This window comes from Streptomyces sp. NBC_01341 (assembly GCF_035946055.1).
GTDB lineage: Bacteria > Actinomycetota > Actinomycetes > Streptomycetales > Streptomycetaceae > Streptomyces.
The window spans coordinates 6,321,991-6,344,385 of the sequence record NZ_CP108364.1 but is presented as its reverse complement, the minus strand read 5'-3'; the positions used below and the strand labels follow the sequence as shown (position 1 = coordinate 6,344,385).

Sequence of the window (22,395 nt, the reverse complement as noted above, 5' to 3'; positions counted from 1 at the left end):
GGGCACGCCCATTTGGCGTGAGGGGGCCGTGGCGGGGATAGTCCCTTGGTGACCTCCCCCGCCTCTTCCCCCCTTCCCGCGCGCCGTCCCCCGCGGGAAGGCCGCAACTTCGGTCTGCTGACCGCCGCCGCGATCATCACGAGCCTCGGCACCAACGGCGCTCTGATCGCGGCGGCGTTCGCGGTTCTGGAGTCGGGCGGCGACGCCGGCGACGTCGGTCTCGTGGCCGCCGCGCGTACGGCGCCACTGGTGCTCTTCCTGCTCATCGGCGGCGCCGTCGCGGACCGGATCCCGCGTCACCGGGTGATGGTGGCCGCCAACGCCCTGAACTGCGTCTCCCAGGCCGTGTTCGCCTGGCTGGTCCTCACCGGCTCCGCCGAGCTGTGGCACATGATGCTGCTGACGGCACTCTGCGGCACCGGCCAGGCGTTCTTCGGTCCGGCGTCCGAGGGCATGCTGATGTCCAGCGTCGACGGCGAGCACGCGGCACGGGCCTTCGCCCTCTTCCGCATGTCGATGCACGGCGCGGCCATCGGCGGGGCGGCGCTCGGGGGCGCCATGATCGCGGCCATGGACCCGGGGTGGGTGCTCGCGGTCGACGCGGCGGCTTTCGCTGTCGCCGGTGCGCTGCGGGCGTTCCTGGACGTGAGTCACATCCCCGGGCGTGCCGCGGGCGGCGGGCTGCTCTCCGATCTGCGCGACGGCTGGCGGGAGGTCGCCGGACGGCCCTGGCTCTGGGCGATCGTGCTCCAGTTCAGCGTGGTGGTCGCCGTCGTCGGGGCGGCGGAGGCCGTCTACGGGCCGCTGGTGGCACGGGACCACCTCGGCGGTGCCCGCCCCTGGGGGCTCGCGCTCGCCGCGTTCGGCGTCGGCACGCTGGGCGGGGCGCTGCTGATGATGCGCTGGAAACCACGACGGCTGCTGCTGGCCGGGACGCTCTGCGTGTTTCCGCTGGCGCTGCCCTCCGCCGGGCTCGCGATCCCCCTCCCGGTGGGCGGACTCTGCGGGGTGATGTTCGTGACCGGCATCGCCATCGAGGTGTTCGGAGTGTCCTGGATGACCGCGCTGCACCAGGAGATCCCCGAGGAGAAGCTGTCCCGGGTGTCGGCGTACGACTGGTTCGGGTCGGTCGCGATGGTGCCGCTGGCCACGGCCGCGGCCGGTCCGGTCGAGTCGCTCGTGGGCCGCAGCGAGGCGTTGTGGGGCTGCGCGGCGCTGATCGTCCTGGTGACGGCGGGCGTGCTGCTGGTGCCGGACGTACGGAATCTGACGCGCCGCAGCACGGTCAAGGACATCGGGGCGCCGGTCGCCCCCCGGGAGTCAGCCGATGCTGAAAGCCCCGTCGGGCGGCTCGGGTGAGGCGACGGCCTCGCTGTCCCGCACCGGCCTCGCACCGTTGACGAGACGGTGGAGCGATGCACCGTGCTCCACCCTCGCGGGGAAGGCGTCGGCGGCGCACAGCCTGGTCAGCGGGGCGATGTCGAGCGGCGCCCGGGAGGCGAGTAGCACGGTGTTGCCGAAGCGCCGGCCGCGCAGGACGGCCGGTTCGGCGATGAGGGCGAGCTCGTCGAACACCTCCGCGAAGTTGGCCAGTTGCGAGCGGAGGAACGCGAAGGGCGCACTGTCGGCCAGGTTGGCCGCGTAGATCCCGTCCGCTCTCAGGACGCGGGCGGCGGACCGGGCGTACTCGGCGGACGTCAGGTGGGCGGGCACCCGCGCGCCGCCGAAGACGTCGGCGATCAGGAGGTCGGCGGAGTCCCGCGGCGCCTGTTCGAGCCAGGCCCTGGCGTCGGCGGCGTGCACGGTGACCCCGGCTCTGTCGGGCAGCGGCAGGTACTCGCCGACCATCTCGACGAGCCCGCCGTCCGCTTCGGCCACGTCCTGACGTGAGCCGGGACGGGTCCGCGCCGCGTAGCGCGGCAGCGTGAGCGCGCCGCCGCCGAGGTGCAGGATGTCCAGCGGGATTCCCGGGGCGGCGGCGCGGTCGACGACGTGGCCGAGTCGGCGTACGTACTCGAATTCCAGGTGCTCCGGGTCGTCGAGGTCGACATAGGACTGCGGGGCACCGTCCACCGTGAGCAGCCACGCCCGGTCCCGGTCGACGTCGGGCAGCAGCCTGGCGGTGCCGTGGTCGGTGTCGCGGATGACGGGTATCGGCTCGTTCACTCCCCCATTGTGACGGGCGCGGGAGCATCCGCCGGACGGACCGGCGGTCGCCGCCCGCGTCCCCGGGGGCCGGGGACGCGGGCGGCGACGTACGGTCAGAGCAGTGCGGTGACCGTGCCGGCGCCCACCGTCCGGCCGCCCTCGCGGATCGCGAAGCCCAGGCCGGACTCGAGCGGGACGTCACGGCCGAGCTCGACGGTCATGGTGACCGTCTCGCCGGGCCGCGCGACCGCTGCCTCGCCGAGGTCGACGTCACCGACGACGTCCGCCGTGCGGATGTAGAACTGCGGCCGGTACCCCGTGGTGACCGGTGTGGTCCGGCCCCCCTCCCGCCCCGACAGGACGTACACCTGTGCGGTGAAGCGCCGGCTGGGCGTCACGCTGCCCGGCGCCGCCACCACGTGGCCGCGGCGGACGCGGTCGCGCTCGACCCCGCGCAGCAGCAGCGCGACGTTGTCGCCGGCCTCGGCGGACTCCATCGGCTTCCCGAAGGTCTCCAGCCCGGTCACGACCGTCTCGACGTCCGCGCCGAGCACCGACACACGGTCCCCCACGCGCACCGTGCCTCGTTCCACGGCCCCGGTGACGACGGTGCCCCGGCCGGTGATCGTCAGCACGTTCTCCACGGACAGGAGGAACGGCGCGTCGGTGTAGCGCACCGGGATCGGTACGTAGGTGTCGACGGCGTCCAGCAGCCCCTCGACGGACGCCGTCCAGCGCGGGTCGCCCCGCAGTGCGCCGAGCCCCGACACCCGCACGACCGGCACGGAGTCACCGCCGTAGCCGTGAGCGGTGAGCAGTTCGCGGACCTCGAGCTCGACCAGGTCGGTGAGCTCGGGGTCGCCCGCGTCGGCCTTGTTCAGGGCGACGACGATGTGGTCGACGCCGACCTGACGGGCCAGCAGGACGTGCTCCGCGGTCTGCGGCATGATGCCGTCGAGCGCGGACACGACGAGGATCGCCCCGTCGAGCTGCGCCGCCCCGGTGACCATGTTCTTGATGTAGTCCGCGTGTCCGGGCATGTCCACGTGCGCGTAGTGCCGGGTGTCGGTCTCGTACTCCACGTGCGCGATGTTGATGGTGATGCCGCGCTGCGCCTCCTCAGGAGCCCGGTCGATCCGGTCGAACGGCACGAAGGTGCCGGTGCCTCGGTCGCTGAGCACCTTGGTGATCGCGGCGGTCAGGGTGGTCTTCCCGTGGTCGACGTGACCCATGGTGCCGATGTTGAGGTGCGGCTTGGTGCGCACGTATGCCGTCTTGGGCATGGCTCGTCCTTGGTGTTCGAAGCTGAGAGAGAAGACCCCAGGGCCCCGCCGACCCTCCCCTCACGGGGTCCGCCGGACAGTCGGGGGAGGGTCAGCTTCGGGCGCCGCCGAGGGGCGCCGCGGCAGCGACGAACGCTGCGTCGAGTGCTGCTGCTGCGGTCGCGCCCGCAGGGCTCACGGCAGCCTTCGGCGTGTCCGCGACTGCGGACTGCGCTGTGGGGAAGGCGTACCGGAACATGCCCTGATCATGGCGGAGCGGCCGGGCGCCGTCGAATGGTTTTCCGGGCGTGCGGGCCCCCGGGGACGCGGCTCGGAACGCCTCAGCCGATGTTCTTGAGTGCCTCGCGCGCGGAGAGCGGCGACAGACGGTCCCGGGCGCCCTCGACGAAGTCGCGTACGGCGTCCGGGGCCGTCTTGGCGTACTCGCGCAGGGACCAGCCGATCGCCTTGCGGATGAAGAAGTCCGGATGGTCGGCGCGCAGCAGGCAGTAGCCGAAGAGACGGCCGGTGTCGGTTCGCTCCTTGTAACGGAGTTGGTGCAGCAGCGCGGTGCGGGCGATCCAGACGCTGTCGTCCTCGATCCAGCCGTCCATCGCGGTCCGCAGTTCCGGTTCCGCCGTGACGAGGGGCCCGGCCACGTGGGCCGCCAGCGTGTCGACGGTGTCCCACCAGGGGACCGTCGAGACGAGATGGCGCAGGACCGGGAGGAAGCGGGCCGAGCAGCCTGCGGCGTGGCTGCGCAGGAGGTCGACGGCGAAGTACTGGTACTCGCGCTCGGGCAACTCCCAGCAGCGCAGGGCGATCGCGGTGAGATCCGTCTCGTCCGGCGTGTCCGTGCCCGCCAGGACGGTCCTGGACAGCTCCCTCCGTCGCGGGGTGGGGATTCCGAGGAACGCCGCGACGTTCTTCATGTACGCAGCCGCCTGGACTGCACGTTCGGGATCGGCGGCCACGGGATACACCCGGACGAGCCGGTGCAGCACGATATCGGCGAGCGCGCTGGCCGGCACGACGGGGACTGGCTGGGCCGGGGTGCTCATGCCGTGCACATTACGGCGATCACACACCCGTTTCGGTTACGCTCCCCAGATGTTCGACCCCGTCCCCGCAACACGGCCCTCCGGCGGCCTGGCAGTGCGCTGTACGAGGGCGCTGCTCTCCCCCTGGTCCCGGTTCTCCCTTCTCGTGGCAGTCCTGCTGGCTGCCGCCACCGCCATGGTGCTGTTCGAACCACAGAGACTGCTGGCCTCCGGCTGGCCACCGCAACTCACCGGTTCCGCGGCGGCGATGCTGTTCGGGCTCGCGTACGGGGTGTGCACCGTGGCGTTCGTGCCACGCCCGCTGCTGAACCTCGCCGCCGGGGCTCTCTTCGGCGCCCAGGCGGGGCTCGCGGCGGCCCTGGCGGGCACCGTCCTCGGTGCGGGGGTCTCCTTCCTGCTGGGCAGGGTGCTGGGGCAGGACGCGCTGCGCACTCTGCTGCGGGGCAAGTACCTCAAAGCGGCGGACGGATTGCTGAGCCGCCACGGGTTCCGGTCCATGCTGGCGCTGCGGCTCTTCCCCGGGGTGCCGTTCGCCGCAGCCAACTACTGCGCGGCGACCTCCCGCATGGGCTACCCGCCGTTCCTCCTGGCCACCGGGCTCGGCTCCATCCCCAACACGGCGGCGTACGTCGTCGCGGGCAGCACCGCGTCCTCGCCGACCTCACCGGTCTTCCTGGCGGCGATGGGCTTCATCGTGGTCTCCGGCGTCGGCGCGGCCCTGGTCGCCTGGCGCAGGCGCCACCGGCTCGCCGTGGCAGCCGGTCCCTCCTGACGAGGCGGGTGGCGCGGCGAAGCCGGGGGGCAGCGGGCAGTCCGTTCACCCGCAGGCGATACGCTGCGCGCATCCGACAGAGGATGTCCGGGACCGTGGTGTCCCGCCCCCTTTTCTGACCGCATCCGCACACCGCCGACGGCCTTCGTGTCCGTCGGCCGTTGCTTGAGCATCTCCGGGATGGCCAAAGCCCCATGAGCTGGTTCGAATCATTCGTCCTGGGCCTCGTTCAGGGACTGACCGAGTTCCTGCCGATCTCCTCCAGCGCGCATCTGCGGCTGACCGCGGCGTTCGCGGGCTGGCACGACCCGGGAGCGGCGTTCACCGCGATCACCCAGATCGGCACCGAGGCCGCGGTCCTCATCTACTTCCGCAAGGACATCGCGCGCATCGTCTCGGCCTGGTTCCGGTCGCTGACCAACTCCGCCATGCGCGGTGACCACGACGCGAAGATGGGGTGGCTGGTCATCGTCGGGTCGATTCCGATCGGTGTGCTCGGTGTGACCTTCAAGGACCAGATCGAGGGCCCGTTCCGTGATCTGCGTCTGATCGCCACGACCCTGATCGTCATGGGTGTGGTCCTCGGCGTCGCGGACCGCCTCGCGGCCCGCGACGAGACCGGGGGCAAGCACCGGGCGATCAAGGAACGGAAGTCCCTGAAGGAACTGGGCGTCAGGGACGGCCTCATCTTCGGCTTCTGCCAGGCTCTGGCCCTGGTCCCTGGCGTCTCACGGTCCGGCGCGACGATCAGCGGCGGTCTGCTGATGGGCTACACCCGTGAGGCGGCGGCGCGCTACTCCTTCCTGCTGGCCGTTCCCGCGGTGCTCGCCTCGGGCGTGTTCGAACTGAAGGACGCGGGCGAGGGGCACGTCTCCTGGGGACCCACCATCTTCGCGACAATCATCGCTTTTGCGGTCGGATACGCCGTAATCGCATGGTTCATGAAATTCATCACCACGAAGAGCTTCATGCCGTTCGTCGTCTACCGCATCATCCTGGGCATCGTGCTGTTCGCCCTGATCGGCGCGGATGCCCTGAGCCCCCACGCCGGCGAGTCGGCGGGCTGAGGCGAGCGGTTCCGGGGTGGATTCCCCCGGGCCGGGCGGGCGCCGTCCGGGCAGGGGAGCGGCGCACTGCCGCTGTGACAGCGGTGCTGCCGGGTGCAGCCGGGGTCCTCGTCCCGGCGGTACCCGGCTGCGGCGTGTGGGGGCAAGCGGTGACCCGTACGGGGTGGCCCTCGGCATGTCGGCACGCTCCCACGGGCCGCCGCAGCAGGATCGGTGTCCGCGGCGGCTGTTACGGCGCCGTCCGCGCGTTCACGAGACCGAGGAGCTGCCGTGTCCCAGCAGGAGAACATCGCCGTCCAGACCGCGTTCGGAGAGGCGGTCAGCACCGGGAATCTCGACGCTCTCACCGACCTGGTCGCTCCCGGATCGGTCGACCACGACCCGGCGCCCGGTCAGGGGCCGGGCCCGGAGGGTTACCAGCGCATGTTCCGCGAACTGAGGACCGCGTTCCCGGACCTGCGGGTCGAGGTCGAGCACCTGGTGGCCACCGATGACGAACTCGCCTTCGCCTACACCATCAAGGGCACACACCGGGGCGAACTGCTCGGCCATGCGGCGACGGGTAAGGCGGTCACCTACCGGGGCATGCAGATCAGCCGCTTCGAGGACGGCAAGCTGGTCGAACGCTGGGGAAGCAGCGACGAACTCGGCATGATGCGGCAGCTCGGCCTCGCCTGACACGGACGGCAGGGGACGGGGCAGGGCCGCCACCTGGGGGGACAGAGGTGGCCCGCCCCCGGGCGGACCCTCCGGCACGGCCGGCCGCCGACGCCCCCGAGGCCGGCGCGGAGGTCGCGCGACCGGAGGATCCACGGTGATTCCGGATGTCGCCCTACGCCCCCGGTCGGTTTTTCGGCTCACGCCCTTAGAATCGATGCATGCCCACCCCTTCCACCGAGCCGACACCGGTCCGCTCGCTCGCCGAGCTGAACGCGCAGATCCGCATGCTCGTGGACGGTGGCCTGGGTACTCTGGAGGCCCGTCAGGAGTACGAGCGGCTGCTCGTCGAGTGGGGATCGGCCGTGCAGCACGGCGCCGCCGAAGCGGCGTGACCCGCCGTTCCGGCCCATCTCCCGGAGCGGCTTCGGTGACGGGCATCCAGACCGAGTGCCCGTAAGCGGCGAACGACATACGAGGAGTTGCGGACATGCCCGGTCGTCCGAGCGCGCGTTGACATCGCGGCCGTCACCGGCCCGTCATCGCGTGCTGCCCCTGAAATCGCGGCACAGCGAGCCTTCTTGAGCCCGGATCGCGGGCGCACCTGTGGTGTGCCCCGTCGCGGGCCTCGCCGTCCGTCACCCGAGGGGTCCCTGTGCCGTCCGATTTCTCCGTCGTACCCGATTCCGGCCTGCCTGTCGCGTCCGGCCTCCGGCGGGACCGTGACTTCCGCCGGCTGTGGTGGGGACAGACAGCCTCCCAACTGGGCGAACACGCGACGCTGGTGATCCTGCCGCTCTATGCCGTCCTCACGCTCGGCGTCGATCCGGGCCGGCTCGGTGTCCTGCGCGCCGTCGGCCAGGTGCCGGTCCTGCTGCTCACGCTCTTCGTGGGCGCCTGGGTGGACGGTTGGCGGACGCGCACGGTGATGGTGCTCGCGGACAGCGGCCGGGCGTTCGTCCTGGGAGCAACCGCGTTGGTCGCGCTCTTCGGGCGGGTCGGCCCGGCCACACTGTGTGTGGCCGTCTTCGCCGTCGGGGTCCTGTCCGTCTTCTTCGACGTGGCCTACCAGGCGTCTCTCGTACGTCTGGTACGACGCGACCAGCTGGTGCGGGGCAACAGTGCGCTCGAGGGCAGCCGTTCGGCGGCCCAGGTCGGCGGTCCCGCCCTCGGCGGCGCCTTGGTGTCCCTGCTGTCCGCGCCCGTCGCGGTGGCGTCCGGCGCCCTGTTCTTCGCGCTGTCGTGCGGGGCGATCCGCCGGATCCAGCGGGTCGAACGGATCCCGGAGCGCCCGGAACGGCAATCCCCCGTACGACGGCGGATCCTTGAGGGTCTCCGTCTCGTCCTGGGCGACACCTCGCTGCGGTCCGTGTGCCTGGCATCGGCCGTCTTCCAGTTCTCCTTCGCCGCGCTGATGACGGTCCATCTGCTCTTCCTGCCACGGGAACTGCACCTGTCGGGCACCGCCGTGGGCCTGGCACTCGCGGCGTCGGGGCCGGGTGCGCTCCTGGGCTCCGTGCTGGCTGCCGCTCTCCCGAAGCGGTTCGGCTACGGCGCGGTGCTGGTCTTCGCCGCGGCGATCGGCGACGGCGCGTTCCTGTGCGTTCCCGCGCTGCGCGGCTCCCCCGCGGTGACGCTTCCCGCACTCCTCGCCGTCGGCTTGGTGTTCGGTGCGGGAGGGCAGGTGGTGAACGTGGCGGTCATGGCCATCCGGCAGAGCGTCACGCCGGACGGGCTGCAGGGCCGCGCGGCCGCGACGATCACGTTCGTCGGTATGGGTATGACGCCACTGGGTTCCCTGCTGGGCGGCGTCCTCGCCCAGGAGTGGGGGTTGCGCACCGGTCTCCTGGTGACGGCCGCGGGCATGCTGCTGTCCCCGGCGGTGATCGCCCTGTCCCCGCTCGCGCGCCTGGGGCGGGCGCTTCCAGCCCTGCCGGACGAGCGGTTGCCCGGCCGGTCCGATGCTCCCGAGGCCGGCAGCGCTCCTGCCCCGGCCGCCGAGTGAGGGGGACACCGAGCAGACGGGCACCGACGCGCTCGGTCATTTCGCCGATGACGCAGAGCGACGTGAGCGGGAGGTTGGGCGTGGGCGCGACGGACGGCGTCGCACGCCGGCCCGGCGCCCTCCGCATCCGCTTCCCGTCCCACGGAGACCCCCATGCGCCTGTCCACTTCCCGCACGGCCACTGCCGCACTGCTGGCCCTCGCCCTCGCCTCGGTCGCCCTCCCGGCCTCCGCCGCATCCCCGGCCGGCACCGCCGCAGCTGCCGTGGAGTACGTCGCGCTCGGTGACTCGTACGCTTCGGGCACCGGCGCGGGCAGTTACTCCGACGCCGCGTGCACTCGGAGCCGCAACGCCTACCCCGCCCTGTGGGCCACCGCCAACCGCCCGGCCTCGTTCGCCTTCGTCGCCTGCGGCGGCGCGAAGATCCCCGATGTGCTCGGCAGTCAGGTGGGCGCACTGGACGAGGACACCACGCTGGTCAGCCTGAGCATCGGCGGGAACGACTCGGGGTTCGCCTCGACGATGCTCAGCTGCCAGTATTCCACCCAGTCCGCCTGTGAGCGTGCGCTGCGGACGGCGGGCGAGTACGTCGTGAACGAGCTTCCGGGCGAGCTGGACAGCCTCTACGCGACGGTCCGTGCCAGGGCGCCCCACGCGAAGGTCGTCGTCATCGGGTACCCGCACCTCTACAAGGAGGGCGGCCTCTGTCTCGGCGGGCTCAGCTCGGCCAAGCGCACGGCCGTCAACCAGGGTTCGGATCTGCTCAACGACACGATCGCGGGCCGGGCCGCTGCAGCCGGGTTCGCGTTCGCGGACGGCAGGCCCGCCTTCGCGGGGCACGAGATCTGCACCGGGGACGCCTGGATCAGCAGCACGAACGTCCACCCCACGGCAGAGGGGCACGAGTCCGCCTATCTCCCGGCCTTCACGGCTGCCGCCGGGAGCCACTGAGCTCGACGGTGCACGGCTCTTGGCGTGCCGCTCCCTCTGGCCGAGACTTGGGCGATGACACAGCGCGTGGCTCTCGCGACGGTGATGGACCGGCTGTCCATCGACTCGGTGATCAGCGAATACGCCGCCGCGGTCGACGACGGCGCGTGGGAGGCGTACAGCGCCCTGTTCACGCCGGACGGCCGCGTCGACCACCGGGGGGCGGGCGGACGGGAGGGGCCGGTGGCCGAGGCCGTGCGCTGGCTGGAGGACAGCATGCGGCTCCTCCCCGTCCGTCAGCACCTCATCGTCAACCGGCGCCTGGACCTCCAGGACCTGGGCGGATATCCGGGCGACCTCGCACGGGTGCGGGCGGACTACCTGAGCCCGCGTGGCGGCGGGGGCGCGGGAGGGGTCGCGCCGACGGCGATGTCCGGCGGCCGGTACGTCTTCGATCTGCGGCGCACGGAACCGGGCTGGCGTATACGCACCGTCACGATGAACGAGTCGTGGCGCCAGGGGCACGGGACCACCGTCACGGCCTGACCGCCCTTCACGGCCGGCCCGCGGCCCGTAGGTGTCCGGTCGCTCCCCCTGTGCGCTCCTGATCTTCTGGCGCACACTGGGATCAAGCGGAGTACCGGCGAGGAGGACAGGACATGCCGATGCGGGGCACGCGGCTTCCGGACGTGACGGCCGACGGGCATACGCCGCCGCACGAGCGGCTGCTGCGCTCGCGCGTCGGGCGGGGTGCCGTCGCGTTGTGCGCCGGTGCGCTCCCCGCCCTGGCGTTCCCCGCGCCGTCCCTCTGGTGGTTCGCGTACGTCGCGCTGGTGCCGTGGATGCTGCTGATCCGGTCGGCGGGCACGGGCCGGAGGGCTGCCCTGGACGGCTGGCTCGGCGGGGTGGGCTTCGTGATCGCCGTCCACCACTGGCTGATGCCGAGTCTGCACGTGTTCATCGTGGTGCTCGCGGCGCTCCTCGGGCTGCTGTGGGCTCCCTGGGGGCTTCTGGTGGCCCGGCTGCTCGGCGGATCGCCGTCCGTGCGCAGGTCCTTCGCCGCGGTGGTCGTGGTGCCCTCCGGCTGGTTGATGATCGAACTCGTGCGCTCGTGGGAGGGTCTCGGCGGGCCGTGGGGCCTGCTGGGGGCCAGCCAGTGGAACGTCCCGTTCGCACTCCGCACCGCGTCGGTGGGCGGCGTATGGCTGGTCAGTCTCGGTGTCGTCGCCGCGAACACGGCCGTCGCGCTGCTGGTCGCCGTGCCCTCGGCCCGGCGGACGGCGGCCGTGTGCGTCCTCGTGGGCGCGGTCGGTGTGGGGGCGACGGTCCTGTGGGCACCGCGGCCGGAGGAGGAGGGCACGGTCCGTATCGCCGTCGTGCAGCCGGGGGTCGTCGATGGTCCCGGCAGTATCGGGCACCGCTTCACACGCAGCGAGGAGCTGACCCGGGGCCTCGCCGGCCGGGACGTGGACCTCGTGGTGTGGGGCGAGAGCAGCGTGGCGGTGGACCTGTCACGTCATCCGGAGACGGCGGACCGGGTCACCGCGCTGTCGCGTCAGGTCGGCGCGGACATCCTGGTCAACATGGACGCCCGGCGCACGGATGGCCCCGAGCGCATCGGAATCTTCAAGTCGGCGGTGCTGGTGGGCCCTGATGGTCCGACCGGGGACCGGTACGACAAGATGCGCCTGGTGCCGTTCGGCGAGTACGTCCCCGCCCGCTCCCTCCTGGGCTGGGCGACCTCGGTGGGCAAGGCCGCGGGCGAGGACCGGCTGCGCGGCAGCGCCCCCGTGGTGATGAAGCTGCCGGACGGACTCCGGGTGGGGCCGCTGGTGTGCTTCGAGACCGCGTTCCCCGACATGAGCAGGCGACTGGTGGAGGACGGCGCCGAGGTACTCGTCGCCCAGTCGTCGACCTCGACGTTCCAGCACAGCTGGGCTCCCGAGCAGCACGCCTCGCTGGGAGCACTGCGGGCGGCGGAGACGGGCCGTCCGATGGTGCACGCCACGCTCACCGGGGTGAGCGCCGTGTACGGCCCGGAGGGTGAGCGGGTGGGCGCCCCGCTCGGCACGGACGCGAGCGAGGCGGCGGTGTTCGACGTGCCGCTCGCCCAGGGCACCACGCTCTACGTCCGGCTGGGCGCCTGGCCCGTGTACGCCGCGCTGGCGGTGCTGGCGGTGTTCTTCGGCGAACTCGGGCTGCGGTCCCTCAGGAAGCCTGTTCCAGTGCGTCCAGGACCACCCGTTCGCACAGCCGGTGGGTCTCCAGAGCGTCCTGCGCGCTGAGCACCTCGCCGGCCCGCACCGCGTCCAGGAAGGACAGGACGCACTGCTCGATACCGCGCTGACGGGCGACCGGCACCCAGTCACCACGCCGCCGCAGGGTCGGCTGGCCCTTGTGGTCGATGACGTCGGCGAGGTTGAGCACCTGCCGTTTGGAGTCCTGGCCGGAGACCTCGAGGATCTCCTCGGTCGACCCGTTGAGCCGGTTCATCATCCCGATGGCGGTGAATCCGTCGCCGGACAACTGCAGCACCACGTGGTGCATGAGCCCGTCGACGATCCGCGCGCGCACGACGACGCCCGACACGGGGCCGGGGGCCAGGAAGCGGAGCGTGTCGACGACGTGGATGAAGTCGTCGAGCACCATGGTGCGCGGATCCTCGGGCAGCCCCACCCGGTTCTTCTGCAGGAGGATCAGCTCACGGGGGTGCTCGGCGCACTGGGCGTAGGACGGGGCGAGCCTGCGGTTGAAGCCGACGGTGAGTGTGACGCCGCGCTCCTCGGCCAGGGCCACCAGCCGCTCGGCATCGGCGAGTTCGTACGCCAGTGGCTTGTCGACGTAGGTGGGGACGCCCGCTTCCAGGAGCCGCTCGACGATCTCCGCGTGCGCCGCGGTCGACGCGTGCACGAAGGCCGCGTCCAGCCCCTGCTCGAGGAGGGCGCCGAGGTCCTCGTGGCACCGCTCGCCCGGGATCCGGTGCGCGGCGGCGACGGCCGCCAGCGTGGCCGGGGTGCGGGTCTGCAGATGCAGTTCGACACCGGGCAGGGCCGTCAGTACCGGCAGATACGCCTTCCTCGCGATGTCTCCGAGCCCGATGCAGCCGACCTTCACGAGGTTCTCCCTGTCGCCTTGACCAGGGTCTTGTCACGGCCGCGTCGTCCGCCCGTCCCCGGTTCCGGCAGCATACGTGCGCTGCGGAGGCCGCCAGTCGGCGATCCCGTCGAACGTCCGCAGGACGAGCCCGGGACCCAGCCTGGAGACCGCGGACATCAATCCGTCGCGGAGGGCGACGGCGGGCCCGCCGGACAGTCCCGTCAGCCGGGACACCCGCGCCGCCTTGCGGACCATCGCGGTCGTGCGCGGCACCCGGGCCGCGCTGTAGGCGGCAAGGCCCGCGCCCAGGTCGCCGTCCGGCGCGACGTGGTGGGCCAGCACCACGGCGTCCTCGATGGCCTGGTTCCCCCCTTGGCCGAGGAAGGGCGCCATGGCATGCGCCGAGTCACCGACGAGGACGGCGCGGCCCCGGTGGAAGGCAGGCAGCGGATCCGCCAGGTGGTGGACGTCGTGGCGCAGCACCTGGCCGGCGCCGACGGAGGCGATGATGCCGGGGATCGGGTCGTGCCAGTCGCCGTACCTGCGGAGCAGTTCCGCCTTCTCGTCGTCGACGGCACTCCCGCCGGCGGGGACGGCGGCCGCGGCGTAGGCGTAGATCCGGCCGTCCTTCATCGGGTGGCTGCCCCACAGGGCGCCCCGTCCCCACGTCTCGTGCGAGCTGAAGGGCCGGCCGAGCCCGGGGGCGATGACGCGCCAGGTGGTGAATCCGCTGTACGAGGGCCCCGGGTGGCCGGGGAAGAGTGTGTCGCGCACCGTCGAGCCGATTCCGTCGGCGCCGATCACGAGATCGGCGTCCAGGTCACCCCGGGACGTCCTGACGCCCGCCCGCCTCCCGTCCGCACGGCCGGGAGAGACGAGCTCGGCCGCCGTGGCCGTGTGCACGGCGGACTCGGGGAGCCGGGAGCGGAGCAGACCGATGAGCGCGGACCGGTGGAGCAGGACCAGCGGGCCGCCGAAACGCTCGGCGGCCGCGGCACTGTCCGTGCGGGCGAGCCAGCGCCCGGACGGCGTGCGCATGCCTCCGTCGCCCTGCCAGGCGGCCAGGGATCTGACCTCGTCGCCGAGGCCGATGACGTCCAGGGCGCGCTGGGAGTTGGGCGAGAGGCTGATGCCCGCGCCGATGGGTGCCGGCGAGGCGGCGCGTTCGAGGACGGTGACCTGCCAGCCGCTCCGGTGCAGCGCCGCCGCGGCGGCCAGACCTCCGATGCCGCTTCCGACGACCACCGCTCTGGATGTCCCCATGACCGAGCCTCCTGGCACTACACCTGTAGTAACGACCTCACGGTACTACAGCTGTAGTGACGGCGGTAGATTGGCTCCATGCCCCCACGCTCCGCTTCCGCAGGCACCACCCGCCCGTCCGAGCCCTCCCGTGCCGATCGGATCGCCGATGCCGCGCTGGCGCTGCTCGCGGAGCGCGGCATGAGGGGCCTCACCCACCGGGCCGTGGACGAGCGGGCCGGGCTCCCCCAGGGGTCCACGTCGAATCAGGCCCGCACCCGGGAGGCCCTGCTGGAGGCGGCCGTGCGCCGGCTCGCCGAACTCGAGGCGCGGGTGCTCGCCCCCGGGGAACTTCCCGCGGACGGCGGTCCCGACCGCATGGCGGCCGGGCTCGCACACGCACTGCACCGCTACCTGACCGGCGGCACCGCCCTGCTGGTGTGCCGCTACGAGCTGGCCCTGGAGGCCACCAGGCGGCCAGCGCTGCGGGAGTTCTACGACGAGGCGGGCAGACGGTTCCGCGAACCGCTGGTCGCCCTGATGGCCGCCGCCGGGTCGAGTGAACCGGAGCGCCACGCCCTGTCCGTCGTGGCCTGGGCCGAGGGGATGATGTTCGCCTGCGCGGCCGGGTCGTACCACCGGGCCGTGCCGACGGAGGCCCAACTGACCACCGGCTGCGCGGAACTGCTGCGCGGGATGCTGGGTACGGGGCCCGCTTGAACCTGGCGTCGTTGATCATCGATGCGCGACGATGACCGCATGACGACAGAAGAACGCCCCGAACCCGCCTTCGACGCCGCCGAGCGGCAGATGCTGGAGGGGTGGCTCGACTACCACCGGGCGACCCTGGCCATGAAGTGCGAGGGCCTCACCGACGCCCAGTTGCGCGAGGCGCCCGTGCCCCCGTCGGCCTTCACGCTCCTCGGCCTCGTACGGCACCTGGCCGAGAACGAGCGGGGCTGGTTCCGCGAGGTGCTCGCCGGTGAGGAGCTCCCGCCGCTCTACTCCACGGAAGAGGACCCGGACGGTGAGTTCCACGTCACCGACGCGGACACCTGGGAAGAGGCCCGCACGACCTGGCAGGCGGAGATCGAGGCCGCCCGGGCCAATGCCGCGAAGATCGAGCTCGACGGCCTTTCGGTGGGCAGAAGCGGAAGCGGCAGCCCGTTCACCCTCCGCTGGATCTACACCCACTTGATCGAGGAGTACGCCCGGCACAACGGCCACGCCGACCTCGTACGCGAACGGATCGACGGCGCCACCGGGCAATGACGCCCCGGCCCCGGGAGGCAGACCTTCGTCACTCCTCCGAGGGCCTCCCGCGCATCCGCTGCTCCAGGCGGCCGATCTCCGCGCGGACCGCGTCGCCGTAACCGTCGTCCTCCAGCACGCCGACGGCGTCCCAGGCCAGGTCCAGATGGGCCCGGGCGGCCTCGAAGCGCTGCAGCTTCAGGTAGTCCGCGGCGAGGTTGAGGTGCAGCGAGGGAATGAACGTCCGGACAGCCGACGCGTCACGGGGCCCCCGGGGAGCGCCGGTCGCGTCGCATCCGCCGGCCGGGCCTTTCGCGGGTCCGTCCGCCATGCCTTCGGCGGCGATCAGCGCCCTCAGGTCCCAGGCGAGCTCGTCGCCCGGGTCGTCCTGCGTGTCGGCCATGTAGTGGGCGAGAGTGCAGCGGTGCAGGGCATCACCGCACTCCTCGAGCTCTGACCAGAGGGTGCCGAAGCGGTTGCGCGCCTCTTCCCTGTCCCCCGCGTGGAGCAGCATGATCGCCTGGCCGATCCTGGTCATGACGGGGTCCGACCGCACGTCCCGCTGCTCCACGTCAGAGGCCTCCCTGGTCGGCGTCCGGCCTGTTCCGGTGGGTCGAACGCTAACCGCAGCCGTGCGCGATACGGCTCAGGCGCGGGCCCGAGCCGTCGGCCGGGTCGCCTGAAGGCCCAGGTCAGGGATGCGCCAGTCGATGGCCTCGTGGCCCTGGGCGGCGACGGCCTCGTCGATCTGCGTGAAGGGGCGGGAGCCGAACCACTTCTTGGCGGAGAGAGGCGAGGGGTGCGCGCCCTTCACCACCACGTGGCGCTCCTGGTCGATCAGGGGGATCTTCTTCTGGGCGTAGTTGCCCCAGAGGACGAAGACCGCCGGGTCGGGCCGTTCGGCCACCGCGCGGATCACCGCGTCGGTGAACTTCTCCCAGCCCTTGGACTTGTGCGAGTTCGCCTCGCCGCCACGGACCGTCAGCACCGCGTTGAGCAGCAGCACGCCCTGCTCGGCCCACGGCATGAGATAGCCGTTGTCCGGGACGGGCAGGCCGAGCTCGTCGTTCATCTCCTTGTAGATGTTGCGGAGCGAGGGGGGTGTCCTGACGCCCGGCCGCACCGAGAAGCACAGTCCGTGCCCCTGGCCCTCGCCGTGGTAGGGATCCTGTCCGAGGACCAGCACCTTGACCCGGTCGTACGGTGTGGCCTCGAGTGCGGCGAAGACCTGATCCCGCGGCGGATACACCGGTCCGCCGGCCCGCTCCTCCTCGACGAAGTCCATGAGCTCCTTGAAGTAGGGCTTCTGCAGCTCTTCGCCGAGGACGCCGCGCCAGGACTCGGGCAGCAGGTCGGTGTCGGTCACGTGCACAACCTCCGGTAAGCAATCGGTTCTTGACCACAGAACCTACCGGGGACCACTGACAGGCGGCCTGCCGAGCCCGCTGCCTCCCCGCCTACCAGCTGGTCTTGCGGTACAACTCCCACATCTGCATGACGGTCTGCGGGTCGAGTGCGCGCTCGCCGCCGCCGATGTCCTCGCCCGCCGCGACGTAGAGCTTGCCCTGCCACAGCGGGAGCAGCCGGACGTCCTCCACGAGGATCTCCTGCGCCCGCTTGAACTGCTTGGAGACGGAACCGCGGTCGCTCTCCTTGCGGGAGGACGGCAGCAGTTCCTGGGTGATCTCGTCGGTCAGGTAGGGGGTGCCGGTGACACTGTCCCGTCCCACGAACGGGGCGATGAAGTTGTCCGGGTCCGGGAAGTCGGGGAACCACCCCCGCCCGAAGACGGGGTAGTCGCCCTTGGTGAAGCCCTCCTGGAAGGTCGTCCAGGGCGCGCTCCTCAGCTTGACCCGGAACAGGCCGGACGCTTCGAGCTGTCTCTTGAGCTCGGCGAACTCGGGAGCGGTGGAGGAGCCGTAGCGGTCGGTGGTGAACCACAGAGTCAGCTCGACGGGTTCGGTGATGCCCGCGCCGGTGAGGATCTTCTCGGCCTTGGCCGGGTCCGGGTCGCCGAAGGAGTCGAAGAAGCTGGTGGTGTGACCGGCGATGCCCTTGGGGACCATGGAGTAGAGCGGTTCCGCTGTGCCCCGGTAGACCTTGGCGACGAGGGCGTCGCGGTCCACGAGCTGCGCGATCGCGCGCCTGACGGGGAGCTTCCCGACGGCCGCATCCGTGGGGTTGAACACCAGGAAGCGGATGTCGGCGCCGACCGTCTCGACGATCTGGAGACCGTCGTTGTCCTTCTTGTTGTCCTCGAGGCCGACGACCTCCTCGGCGGTCAGACCTCGGTAGGTGGCGTCGATCTCCTTGTCCTTCAGGGCCGCCACCATGGGGGTGGAGTCCTTGAAGTAGCGGATCGTGACAGCGGTGTTCTTCCGGTCGGCGAAGCCCTTGTAGCCGGGGTTCTTCGTCAGCTCGGCCTTGTTGCCGGGCTCGTACGACTCCAGGACGTACGGCCCCGATCCGGTGACCTTCCCGTCGTCGCGGATCCTGTCGGCGGGGTAGTCACCGGGCGCGACGATCGACATCGCGGGGGTCGCGAGGATGAAGGGGAAGGTCGCGTCCGCCTTGCCGAGGTGGAAGACGACCGTGTCGCCGCCCTTGGTCTCCACCCGGTCGAGAGAACCGAGCAGACCCGCCGGGCCGCCCTTCACCTTGATCTTTTTGATACGATCGATCGAGTGCTTGACGGCGTCCGCGTCGACCTTCTCACCGTTGGAGAATTTCAGCCCGGACTTCAGGGTGCAGCTGTAGGATATGCTCGAGGAATCGGTGAACCCGCACGACTCCGCCGCGTCAGGCTCGGGGCTGGTGCTGCCGGTCGGGAAGCTCACCAGGGTCTGGAAGACGTTCCTCATCAGCTCCCAGGAGCCGTCCCAGGCCGCCGCCGGATCGAGGGTCGAGGGCGAGCTCGTCGTCCCGACCGATATCCGCTGGTCCGTCTCGGAACTGCTGTCCGACAACAGGCCGCAACCGGCAAGAACGGACAGGGAAGCAACGGCCGCAGTGGCCTGCAGGCTGGCCCGGTAGAACACGCGCACGCTCCTCGATCGGCCTTGGGTCGGCAGACCATACCGCAGCGCCCCGCCGGATCAATCCGCTGACCCGACGGGGCACTTGAGTCATTCAGGGCCAAACCGGCCCAGGCTTCCCTCAGGCCACACCGGCATTCAGGAAAATGCCGCCGTCGACCACGAGCGTCTGACCCGTGACCCAGTCGGACTGCGCGGACGTGAGGAACGCGGCGGCTCCTCCGATGTCCTCAGGCACACCGAGCCGGCCCAGCGGGTACGCGGCCGCGGCCTCCGCCTCACGGCCCTCGTAGAGCGCCTGGGCGAACTTGGTCTTCACCACGGCCGGGGCGATCGCATTGACCCGCACGACCGGGGCGAACTCGTGCGCCAGCTGGAGGGTCAGGTTGACCATGGCCGCCTTGCTCATCCCGTAGGCGCCGATGAACGGCGACGCGGAGACACCGGCGACGGAGGCGATGTTGACGATGGCGCCGCCGTTGTCCTTCTGCCAGGCCTTCCAGGTCTGCTGAGCGAACCCGAGCGCCGAGATCACGTTCGTCTCGTAGACCTTGCGTGCCACCCCGAGGTCGAGTTCGGCCATCGGCCCGAACACGGGGTTCGTTCCGGCGTTGTTGACCAGGAAGTCGACCCGGCCGAACGCCTCCATGGCACGCTCGACGGCAGCCGCCTGGTGAGCCTCGTCGTGTGCCTTGCCCGCGACGCCGACCGCCCGGTCGGCGCCGAGCTTCTCGACGGCCTCCTTCAGCGCGTCCTCGCCGCGTCCGGTGATGACGACCCGGTCGCCCCGGGCGACGAACGCCTCCGCGACGCCGTAACCGATACCCCGGCTCGCGCCCGTGATGAGCGCGACCTTGCCACTGTCCTGCACAGTCATGGTGTCCGTTGCCCTTCCGGGATCAGTTGAGCGGTCCGCCGGCGACGTACATGACCTGCCCGGACACGAAACCCGCGGCGTCGCCCGTGAAGAACGCGATGGCGTTGGCGATGTCCTCGGGGTGCCCGACGCGCTGGACGGGGATCTGGGTGGCGGCGGCGGCCTGGAACTCCTCGAAGCCCATGCCGACCCGGGCCGCGGTCTGCGCGGTCATCTCGGTGACGATGAAGCCCGGCGCCACGGCGTTGGCGGTGACGCCGAACTTGCCGAGCTCCTTGGCGAGCGTCTTGGTGAAGCCCTGGAGGCCGGCCTTGACCGCGGAGTAGTTGGCCTGGCCGCGGTTGCCCAGCGCCGACGAGGAGGACAGCGAGACGATCCGGCCGAACTTGGCCTCCACCATGTGCGCCTGGACGGCCTTCGCCATCAGGAACGCGCCCTTGAGGTGGACGTTCATGACGAGGTCCCAGTCGGACTCGCTCATCTTGAAGAGCAGGTTGTCGCGGAGCACACCCGCGTTGTTCACCAGGATGGTCGGGGCGCCGAGCTCGGCGGCCACGCGCGCGACGGCTGCCTCCACCTGCGCGCTGTCCGACACATCGCACCCGACGGCGAGGGCCTTGCCCCCGGCCTCGGTGATCTTCTCGACCGTGTCCTTGCACGCGGCCTCGTCGAGGTCGAGTACGGCGACGGCGCGGCCCTCGGCCGCCAGGCGTACGGCGGTGGCGGCGCCGATGCCCCGCGCCGCTCCCGTCACGATGGCGACGCGCTGCTCGGTGGTGGACATGCTTGGTTCTCCTCGCCCTTGGATCGCGGCTCAGCGGACGTCAGGAAGTTCCCGATAACTGAGCAACCGCTTAGTACCTTCAGCAGACGAGACGCTAGAAGCCCTGGCACCCGGTGTCAACGGCACACGGGGGCACGGGCGCATGTCACACCGGACGGCGCTCCGGCCGGCCGTGTTCCGTGCGGCGCCTCCCGGCCCGCGTCAGCGGACCAGCAGGTCGAGCAGCCTCTCCACCTCGGCCGCCGGGTCCGTGGTCAGACCGCTGTGCACGACACCCGGCTGGACGACCGTGGAGCGCGGCGCGATGAGCCAGCGGAAGCGGCGCCCGGCGTCGTCCTCTGCCGCCTGACCGGCGGCTCGGCCGCCTCCGCAGACGCCTTCCACCGCACGCAGGGCGGCTCGCACGCCGACCACGTCGGCCTGCGGGTCCAGGGCCCTGAGCTTGTCCTCGTCCAGGAGCGTCCGCGCCGCCACGAAGGACTTGGCACGGCAGTACACCAGTACCCCGGCGTTGAAGCACTCGCCGCGCTCGACGCGCGGGACGACCCGCAGGACCGCGTACTCGAAGACATCGCGCTGACTCATCGGCCGCCGTCCTTGCTGTCTCGTCCTGCGGCCGCCTGTGCGTCGCGGTCCTTCTTCGTGGGATGCGGCCACGGGGCCGCGTGCTCCGTGAGCCAGCCCGGGGCCCGGGAGGGCTGCGCCGGGGTCGGCTCCCCCACGGTGATCCGCTCGTGGATGCTGCCGGCCCGGGCCAGCAGGGGCTCCGCATAGGCGCGCCGCAGCAGATCCGTGGTCGCGAAGCCGGGCTCGCCGGCCAGCCACTCGTCGGGAACCTGCGCGATCACCTCGGTGAGCAGTTCCTCCGTGACGAGGGGCGCGAGTTCGGCGGCGGCGGACGCGATGTCCGGGGCGAAGGCGGCCAGGACGTGGTCGGAGGCGTTGTACGGCTTGGCCGCGGAAGCCTGCGCGCCCGGCCAGTTGTGGTGCCAGATCATGGTGGCGCCGTGGTCGATCAGCCACACGTCGCCGTGCCAGACGAGCATGTTCGGGTTGCGCCACGACCGGTCGACGTTGTTGATCAGTGCGTCGAACCAGACGACGCGACCGGCCTCGACCGGGTCCACCTCGTAGGCGAGCGGGTCGAAACCCAGTGAGCCCGGGAGGTAGTCCATCCCGAGGTTGAGGCCGCCGCTGGCCTTGAGCAGCTCCTGCACCTCCTGGTCCGGCTCCGCGAGCCCGATGACGGGGTCGAGCTGGATGGTCACCAACTCGGGCACACGCAGCCCCAGCCGCCTGCCGAGCTCCCCGCAGATGACCTCGGCGACCAGGGTCTTGCGTCCCTGGCCCGCTCCGGTGAACTTCATGACGTACGTGCCCAGGTCGTCGGCCTCGACGATGCCCGGGAGCGAGCCGCCCTCCCGCAGGGGTGTCACGTAGCGGGTCGCGGTGACTTCTTTCAGCATTTCCCCAGGTTATACGGCGCGGCTCCCTGAAGATCCGCGGACCGGGGGCCTGCCCCGCGACGACGCCGGATGCTCCCCGCCGCAGGCGCGGGGAGCATCCGCGAGGACTGCCGTCAGGCGCTCAGCACCTCGAAGGCCGCCTCGGCCGCATCCTTGAGCCGGCCGACCGCCTCGCCCAGCCGCTGCTCGTAGCGGCCGCGCTCCGAGGTGGCGACCGGCACCGGCAGATCGGCCACCTCGGTGATCGCCGCCTCGACGGCGGCGATCTGCGGCACCTTCCTGTTGACCTTGGCCAGGCGCCTGAAAGTGGGGCGGAGCCGGCGGATCGCGGTGACGTCGGCAGGCGCGACGACTCGGTCAGTGCAGTCGTCGAGGATCTCCTGCAGCGCCAGGACCTGGGTCCTTACGCGATCCGTCTTGTTGTTGTACGACGTCTTGATTCCCAGGACCGCGCTGAGGCCCACGCCGAACACGGCGGCCCCGGCAGCCACCCAACTGGCCACGCTGCCCGGGTCGGCGGACGCGGTGGCGACGACGGCCAGCGCTTGGCTGGATATGCCAATAGGAATAGCGGTACCCATTAGTCTGTTCTCCGTGTAAAGCCGTACGTCACCCCAACTGCCTGGAATCGACCGGGGTGGCGCGGTTTGAATGAAGGGCCGCTCGTGCGCGCTCACGCATGAGCGGGCGCTTAGAACTGTGGCCCCGAAGAACTCACTCTTCGGGGCCACAGTCGTGCGTG

At 71.4% G+C, this 22,395-nt stretch carries 24 protein-coding genes; 11 read left to right on the top strand and 13 right to left on the bottom strand.

The features are described 5' to 3' along the window. Window positions 1-48: 48 nt before the first annotated feature. Window positions 49-1,359 carry an MFS transporter gene (locus OG206_RS27940; protein WP_327120867.1) on the top strand — a complete coding sequence of 437 codons (1,311 nt, stop codon included), beginning with the start codon at window positions 49-51 and terminating at the stop codon, window positions 1,357-1,359. Here OG206_RS27940 and OG206_RS27935 read toward each other — a convergent pair. The 3 genes from OG206_RS27935 to OG206_RS27925 form a co-directional block, all read right to left on the bottom strand. Beyond that, complete coding sequence (locus tag OG206_RS27935) at window positions 1,321-2,166, bottom strand: spermidine synthase (RefSeq protein ID WP_327120865.1); 846 nt, start codon at window positions 2,164-2,166, stop codon at window positions 1,321-1,323. The genes OG206_RS27940 and OG206_RS27935 overlap by 39 nt on opposite strands. A 95-nt stretch (window positions 2,167-2,261) precedes the next feature. Then, on the bottom strand, window positions 2,262-3,431 hold the full coding sequence (gene tuf, locus OG206_RS27930; protein WP_327120863.1) for an elongation factor Tu: 1,170 nt from the start codon (window positions 3,429-3,431) through the stop codon (window positions 2,262-2,264). A gap of 320 nt (window positions 3,432-3,751) precedes the next feature. Next, window positions 3,752-4,471 (bottom strand): DNA alkylation repair protein, encoded by a 720-nt coding sequence (locus OG206_RS27925; RefSeq protein ID WP_327120861.1) that lies wholly within the window; start codon window positions 4,469-4,471, stop codon window positions 3,752-3,754. A gap of 49 nt (window positions 4,472-4,520) precedes the next feature. Between OG206_RS27925 and OG206_RS27920 the strand changes: the two genes are divergently transcribed. From OG206_RS27920 to lnt, 8 genes are all read left to right on the top strand, one after another. After that, complete coding sequence (locus tag OG206_RS27920) at window positions 4,521-5,243, top strand: TVP38/TMEM64 family protein (protein WP_327120859.1); 723 nt, start codon at window positions 4,521-4,523, stop codon at window positions 5,241-5,243. A 194-nt stretch (window positions 5,244-5,437) separates the two neighbouring features. Beyond that, window positions 5,438-6,310: an undecaprenyl-diphosphate phosphatase gene (locus OG206_RS27915; protein ID WP_327120857.1), complete on the top strand. Its 873-nt coding sequence runs from the start codon at window positions 5,438-5,440 to the stop codon at window positions 6,308-6,310. Between the two features lie 270 nt (window positions 6,311-6,580). Next, complete coding sequence (locus tag OG206_RS27910; RefSeq protein WP_327120856.1) at window positions 6,581-6,988, top strand: ester cyclase; 408 nt, start codon at window positions 6,581-6,583, stop codon at window positions 6,986-6,988. A gap of 200 nt (window positions 6,989-7,188) precedes the next feature. Beyond that, entirely contained in the window at window positions 7,189-7,362 is a 174-nt protein-coding gene (locus OG206_RS27905; protein WP_327120854.1) for a hypothetical protein, read from the top strand. Window positions 7,363-7,622: 260 nt separating this feature from the next. After that, window positions 7,623-8,972, top strand: a complete 1,350-nt coding sequence (locus OG206_RS27900; RefSeq protein WP_327120852.1) for an MFS transporter — start codon at window positions 7,623-7,625, stop codon at window positions 8,970-8,972. A 153-nt stretch (window positions 8,973-9,125) separates the two neighbouring features. After that, a complete protein-coding gene (locus OG206_RS27895) occupies window positions 9,126-9,923 on the top strand; it encodes an SGNH/GDSL hydrolase family protein (RefSeq protein ID WP_327120850.1) in 798 nt (265 codons plus the stop codon). A 54-nt stretch (window positions 9,924-9,977) separates the two neighbouring features. Continuing rightward, a complete protein-coding gene (locus OG206_RS27890; RefSeq protein ID WP_327120848.1) occupies window positions 9,978-10,448 on the top strand; it encodes a nuclear transport factor 2 family protein in 471 nt (156 codons plus the stop codon). A 113-nt stretch (window positions 10,449-10,561) separates the two neighbouring features. Continuing rightward, window positions 10,562-12,187, top strand: coding sequence for an apolipoprotein N-acyltransferase (lnt, locus tag OG206_RS27885; protein ID WP_442805906.1), 1,626 nt, complete (start codon window positions 10,562-10,564; stop codon window positions 12,185-12,187). Here the strand turns inward: lnt and OG206_RS27880 are convergent. Continuing rightward, window positions 12,111-13,016, bottom strand: coding sequence for a Gfo/Idh/MocA family protein (locus OG206_RS27880; RefSeq protein WP_327120846.1), 906 nt, complete (start codon window positions 13,014-13,016; stop codon window positions 12,111-12,113). The two genes, lnt and OG206_RS27880, sit on opposite strands and share 77 nt — an antisense overlap. A gap of 33 nt (window positions 13,017-13,049) precedes the next feature. After that, window positions 13,050-14,261 carry an FAD-dependent monooxygenase gene (locus OG206_RS27875; protein ID WP_327120844.1) on the bottom strand — a complete coding sequence of 404 codons (1,212 nt, stop codon included), beginning with the start codon at window positions 14,259-14,261 and terminating at the stop codon, window positions 13,050-13,052. Window positions 14,262-14,339: 78 nt separating this feature from the next. On the opposite strand from OG206_RS27875, the gene OG206_RS27870 reads away from it, so the two are divergent. After that, on the top strand, window positions 14,340-14,960 hold the full coding sequence (locus OG206_RS27870) for a TetR/AcrR family transcriptional regulator (protein ID WP_327120842.1): 621 nt from the start codon (window positions 14,340-14,342) through the stop codon (window positions 14,958-14,960). Between the two features lie 39 nt (window positions 14,961-14,999). Further along, window positions 15,000-15,512, top strand: a complete 513-nt coding sequence (locus OG206_RS27865) for a DinB family protein (protein WP_327120840.1) — start codon at window positions 15,000-15,002, stop codon at window positions 15,510-15,512. Between the two features lie 28 nt (window positions 15,513-15,540). On the opposite strand, the gene OG206_RS27860 is transcribed toward OG206_RS27865, so the two are convergent. The 8 genes from OG206_RS27860 to OG206_RS27825 form a co-directional block, all read right to left on the bottom strand. Beyond that, a complete protein-coding gene (locus OG206_RS27860; protein WP_327120838.1) occupies window positions 15,541-16,062 on the bottom strand; it encodes a hypothetical protein in 522 nt (173 codons plus the stop codon). 75 nt (window positions 16,063-16,137) lie between these two features. Beyond that, window positions 16,138-16,857, bottom strand: a complete 720-nt coding sequence (gene ung, locus OG206_RS27855; protein ID WP_327120837.1) for a uracil-DNA glycosylase — start codon at window positions 16,855-16,857, stop codon at window positions 16,138-16,140. A 91-nt stretch (window positions 16,858-16,948) separates the two neighbouring features. Then, window positions 16,949-18,529: an ABC transporter substrate-binding protein gene (locus OG206_RS27850; protein ID WP_327120835.1), complete on the bottom strand. Its 1,581-nt coding sequence runs from the start codon at window positions 18,527-18,529 to the stop codon at window positions 16,949-16,951. A gap of 118 nt (window positions 18,530-18,647) precedes the next feature. Continuing rightward, window positions 18,648-19,403, bottom strand: coding sequence for an SDR family oxidoreductase (locus OG206_RS27845; RefSeq protein WP_327120833.1), 756 nt, complete (start codon window positions 19,401-19,403; stop codon window positions 18,648-18,650). A 22-nt stretch (window positions 19,404-19,425) separates the two neighbouring features. Further along, on the bottom strand, window positions 19,426-20,187 hold the full coding sequence (fabG, locus tag OG206_RS27840; protein WP_327120831.1) for a 3-oxoacyl-ACP reductase FabG: 762 nt from the start codon (window positions 20,185-20,187) through the stop codon (window positions 19,426-19,428). 201 nt (window positions 20,188-20,388) lie between these two features. Then, the gene (locus OG206_RS27835; protein WP_327120829.1) at window positions 20,389-20,772 is read right to left on the bottom strand and encodes a DUF3037 domain-containing protein; all 384 of its coding nucleotides are present in this window, start codon (window positions 20,770-20,772) and stop codon (window positions 20,389-20,391) included. Beyond that, window positions 20,769-21,653, bottom strand: coding sequence for a HipA family kinase (locus OG206_RS27830; RefSeq protein WP_327120827.1), 885 nt, complete (start codon window positions 21,651-21,653; stop codon window positions 20,769-20,771). Before OG206_RS27830 ends, OG206_RS27835 begins: the two co-directional genes overlap by 4 nt. A 113-nt stretch (window positions 21,654-21,766) precedes the next feature. Then, the gene (locus tag OG206_RS27825; protein WP_327120825.1) at window positions 21,767-22,234 is read right to left on the bottom strand and encodes a hypothetical protein; all 468 of its coding nucleotides are present in this window, start codon (window positions 22,232-22,234) and stop codon (window positions 21,767-21,769) included. Window positions 22,235-22,395: the final 161 nt, after the last annotated feature.

Excerpts from the sequence above, each read along its gene's own strand:
- tuf (WP_327120863.1), bottom strand. The coding sequence starts at position 3,431 with ATGCCCAAGACGGCATACGTGCGCACCAAGCCGCACCTCAACATCGGC.
- OG206_RS27925 (WP_327120861.1), bottom strand. The coding sequence starts at position 4,471 with ATGAGCACCCCGGCCCAGCCAGTCCCCGTCGTGCCGGCCAGCGCGCTC.
- OG206_RS27920 (WP_327120859.1), top strand. The coding sequence starts at position 4,521 with ATGTTCGACCCCGTCCCCGCAACACGGCCCTCCGGCGGCCTGGCAGTG.
- OG206_RS27915 (WP_327120857.1), top strand. The coding sequence starts at position 5,438 with ATGAGCTGGTTCGAATCATTCGTCCTGGGCCTCGTTCAGGGACTGACC.
- OG206_RS27905 (WP_327120854.1), top strand. The coding sequence starts at position 7,189 with ATGCCCACCCCTTCCACCGAGCCGACACCGGTCCGCTCGCTCGCCGAG.
- OG206_RS27895 (WP_327120850.1), top strand. The coding sequence starts at position 9,126 with ATGCGCCTGTCCACTTCCCGCACGGCCACTGCCGCACTGCTGGCCCTC.
- OG206_RS27890 (WP_327120848.1), top strand. The coding sequence starts at position 9,978 with ATGACACAGCGCGTGGCTCTCGCGACGGTGATGGACCGGCTGTCCATC.
- lnt (WP_442805906.1), top strand. The coding sequence starts at position 10,562 with ATGCCGATGCGGGGCACGCGGCTTCCGGACGTGACGGCCGACGGGCAT.
- OG206_RS27875 (WP_327120844.1), bottom strand. The coding sequence starts at position 14,261 with ATGGGGACATCCAGAGCGGTGGTCGTCGGAAGCGGCATCGGAGGTCTG.
- OG206_RS27870 (WP_327120842.1), top strand. The coding sequence starts at position 14,340 with ATGCCCCCACGCTCCGCTTCCGCAGGCACCACCCGCCCGTCCGAGCCC.
- OG206_RS27865 (WP_327120840.1), top strand. The coding sequence starts at position 15,000 with ATGACGACAGAAGAACGCCCCGAACCCGCCTTCGACGCCGCCGAGCGG.
- OG206_RS27845 (WP_327120833.1), bottom strand. The coding sequence starts at position 19,403 with ATGACTGTGCAGGACAGTGGCAAGGTCGCGCTCATCACGGGCGCGAGC.
- fabG (WP_327120831.1), bottom strand. The coding sequence starts at position 20,187 with ATGTCCACCACCGAGCAGCGCGTCGCCATCGTGACGGGAGCGGCGCGG.
- OG206_RS27835 (WP_327120829.1), bottom strand. The coding sequence starts at position 20,772 with ATGAGTCAGCGCGATGTCTTCGAGTACGCGGTCCTGCGGGTCGTCCCG.
- OG206_RS27830 (WP_327120827.1), bottom strand. The coding sequence starts at position 21,653 with ATGCTGAAAGAAGTCACCGCGACCCGCTACGTGACACCCCTGCGGGAG.
- OG206_RS27825 (WP_327120825.1), bottom strand. The coding sequence starts at position 22,234 with ATGGGTACCGCTATTCCTATTGGCATATCCAGCCAAGCGCTGGCCGTC.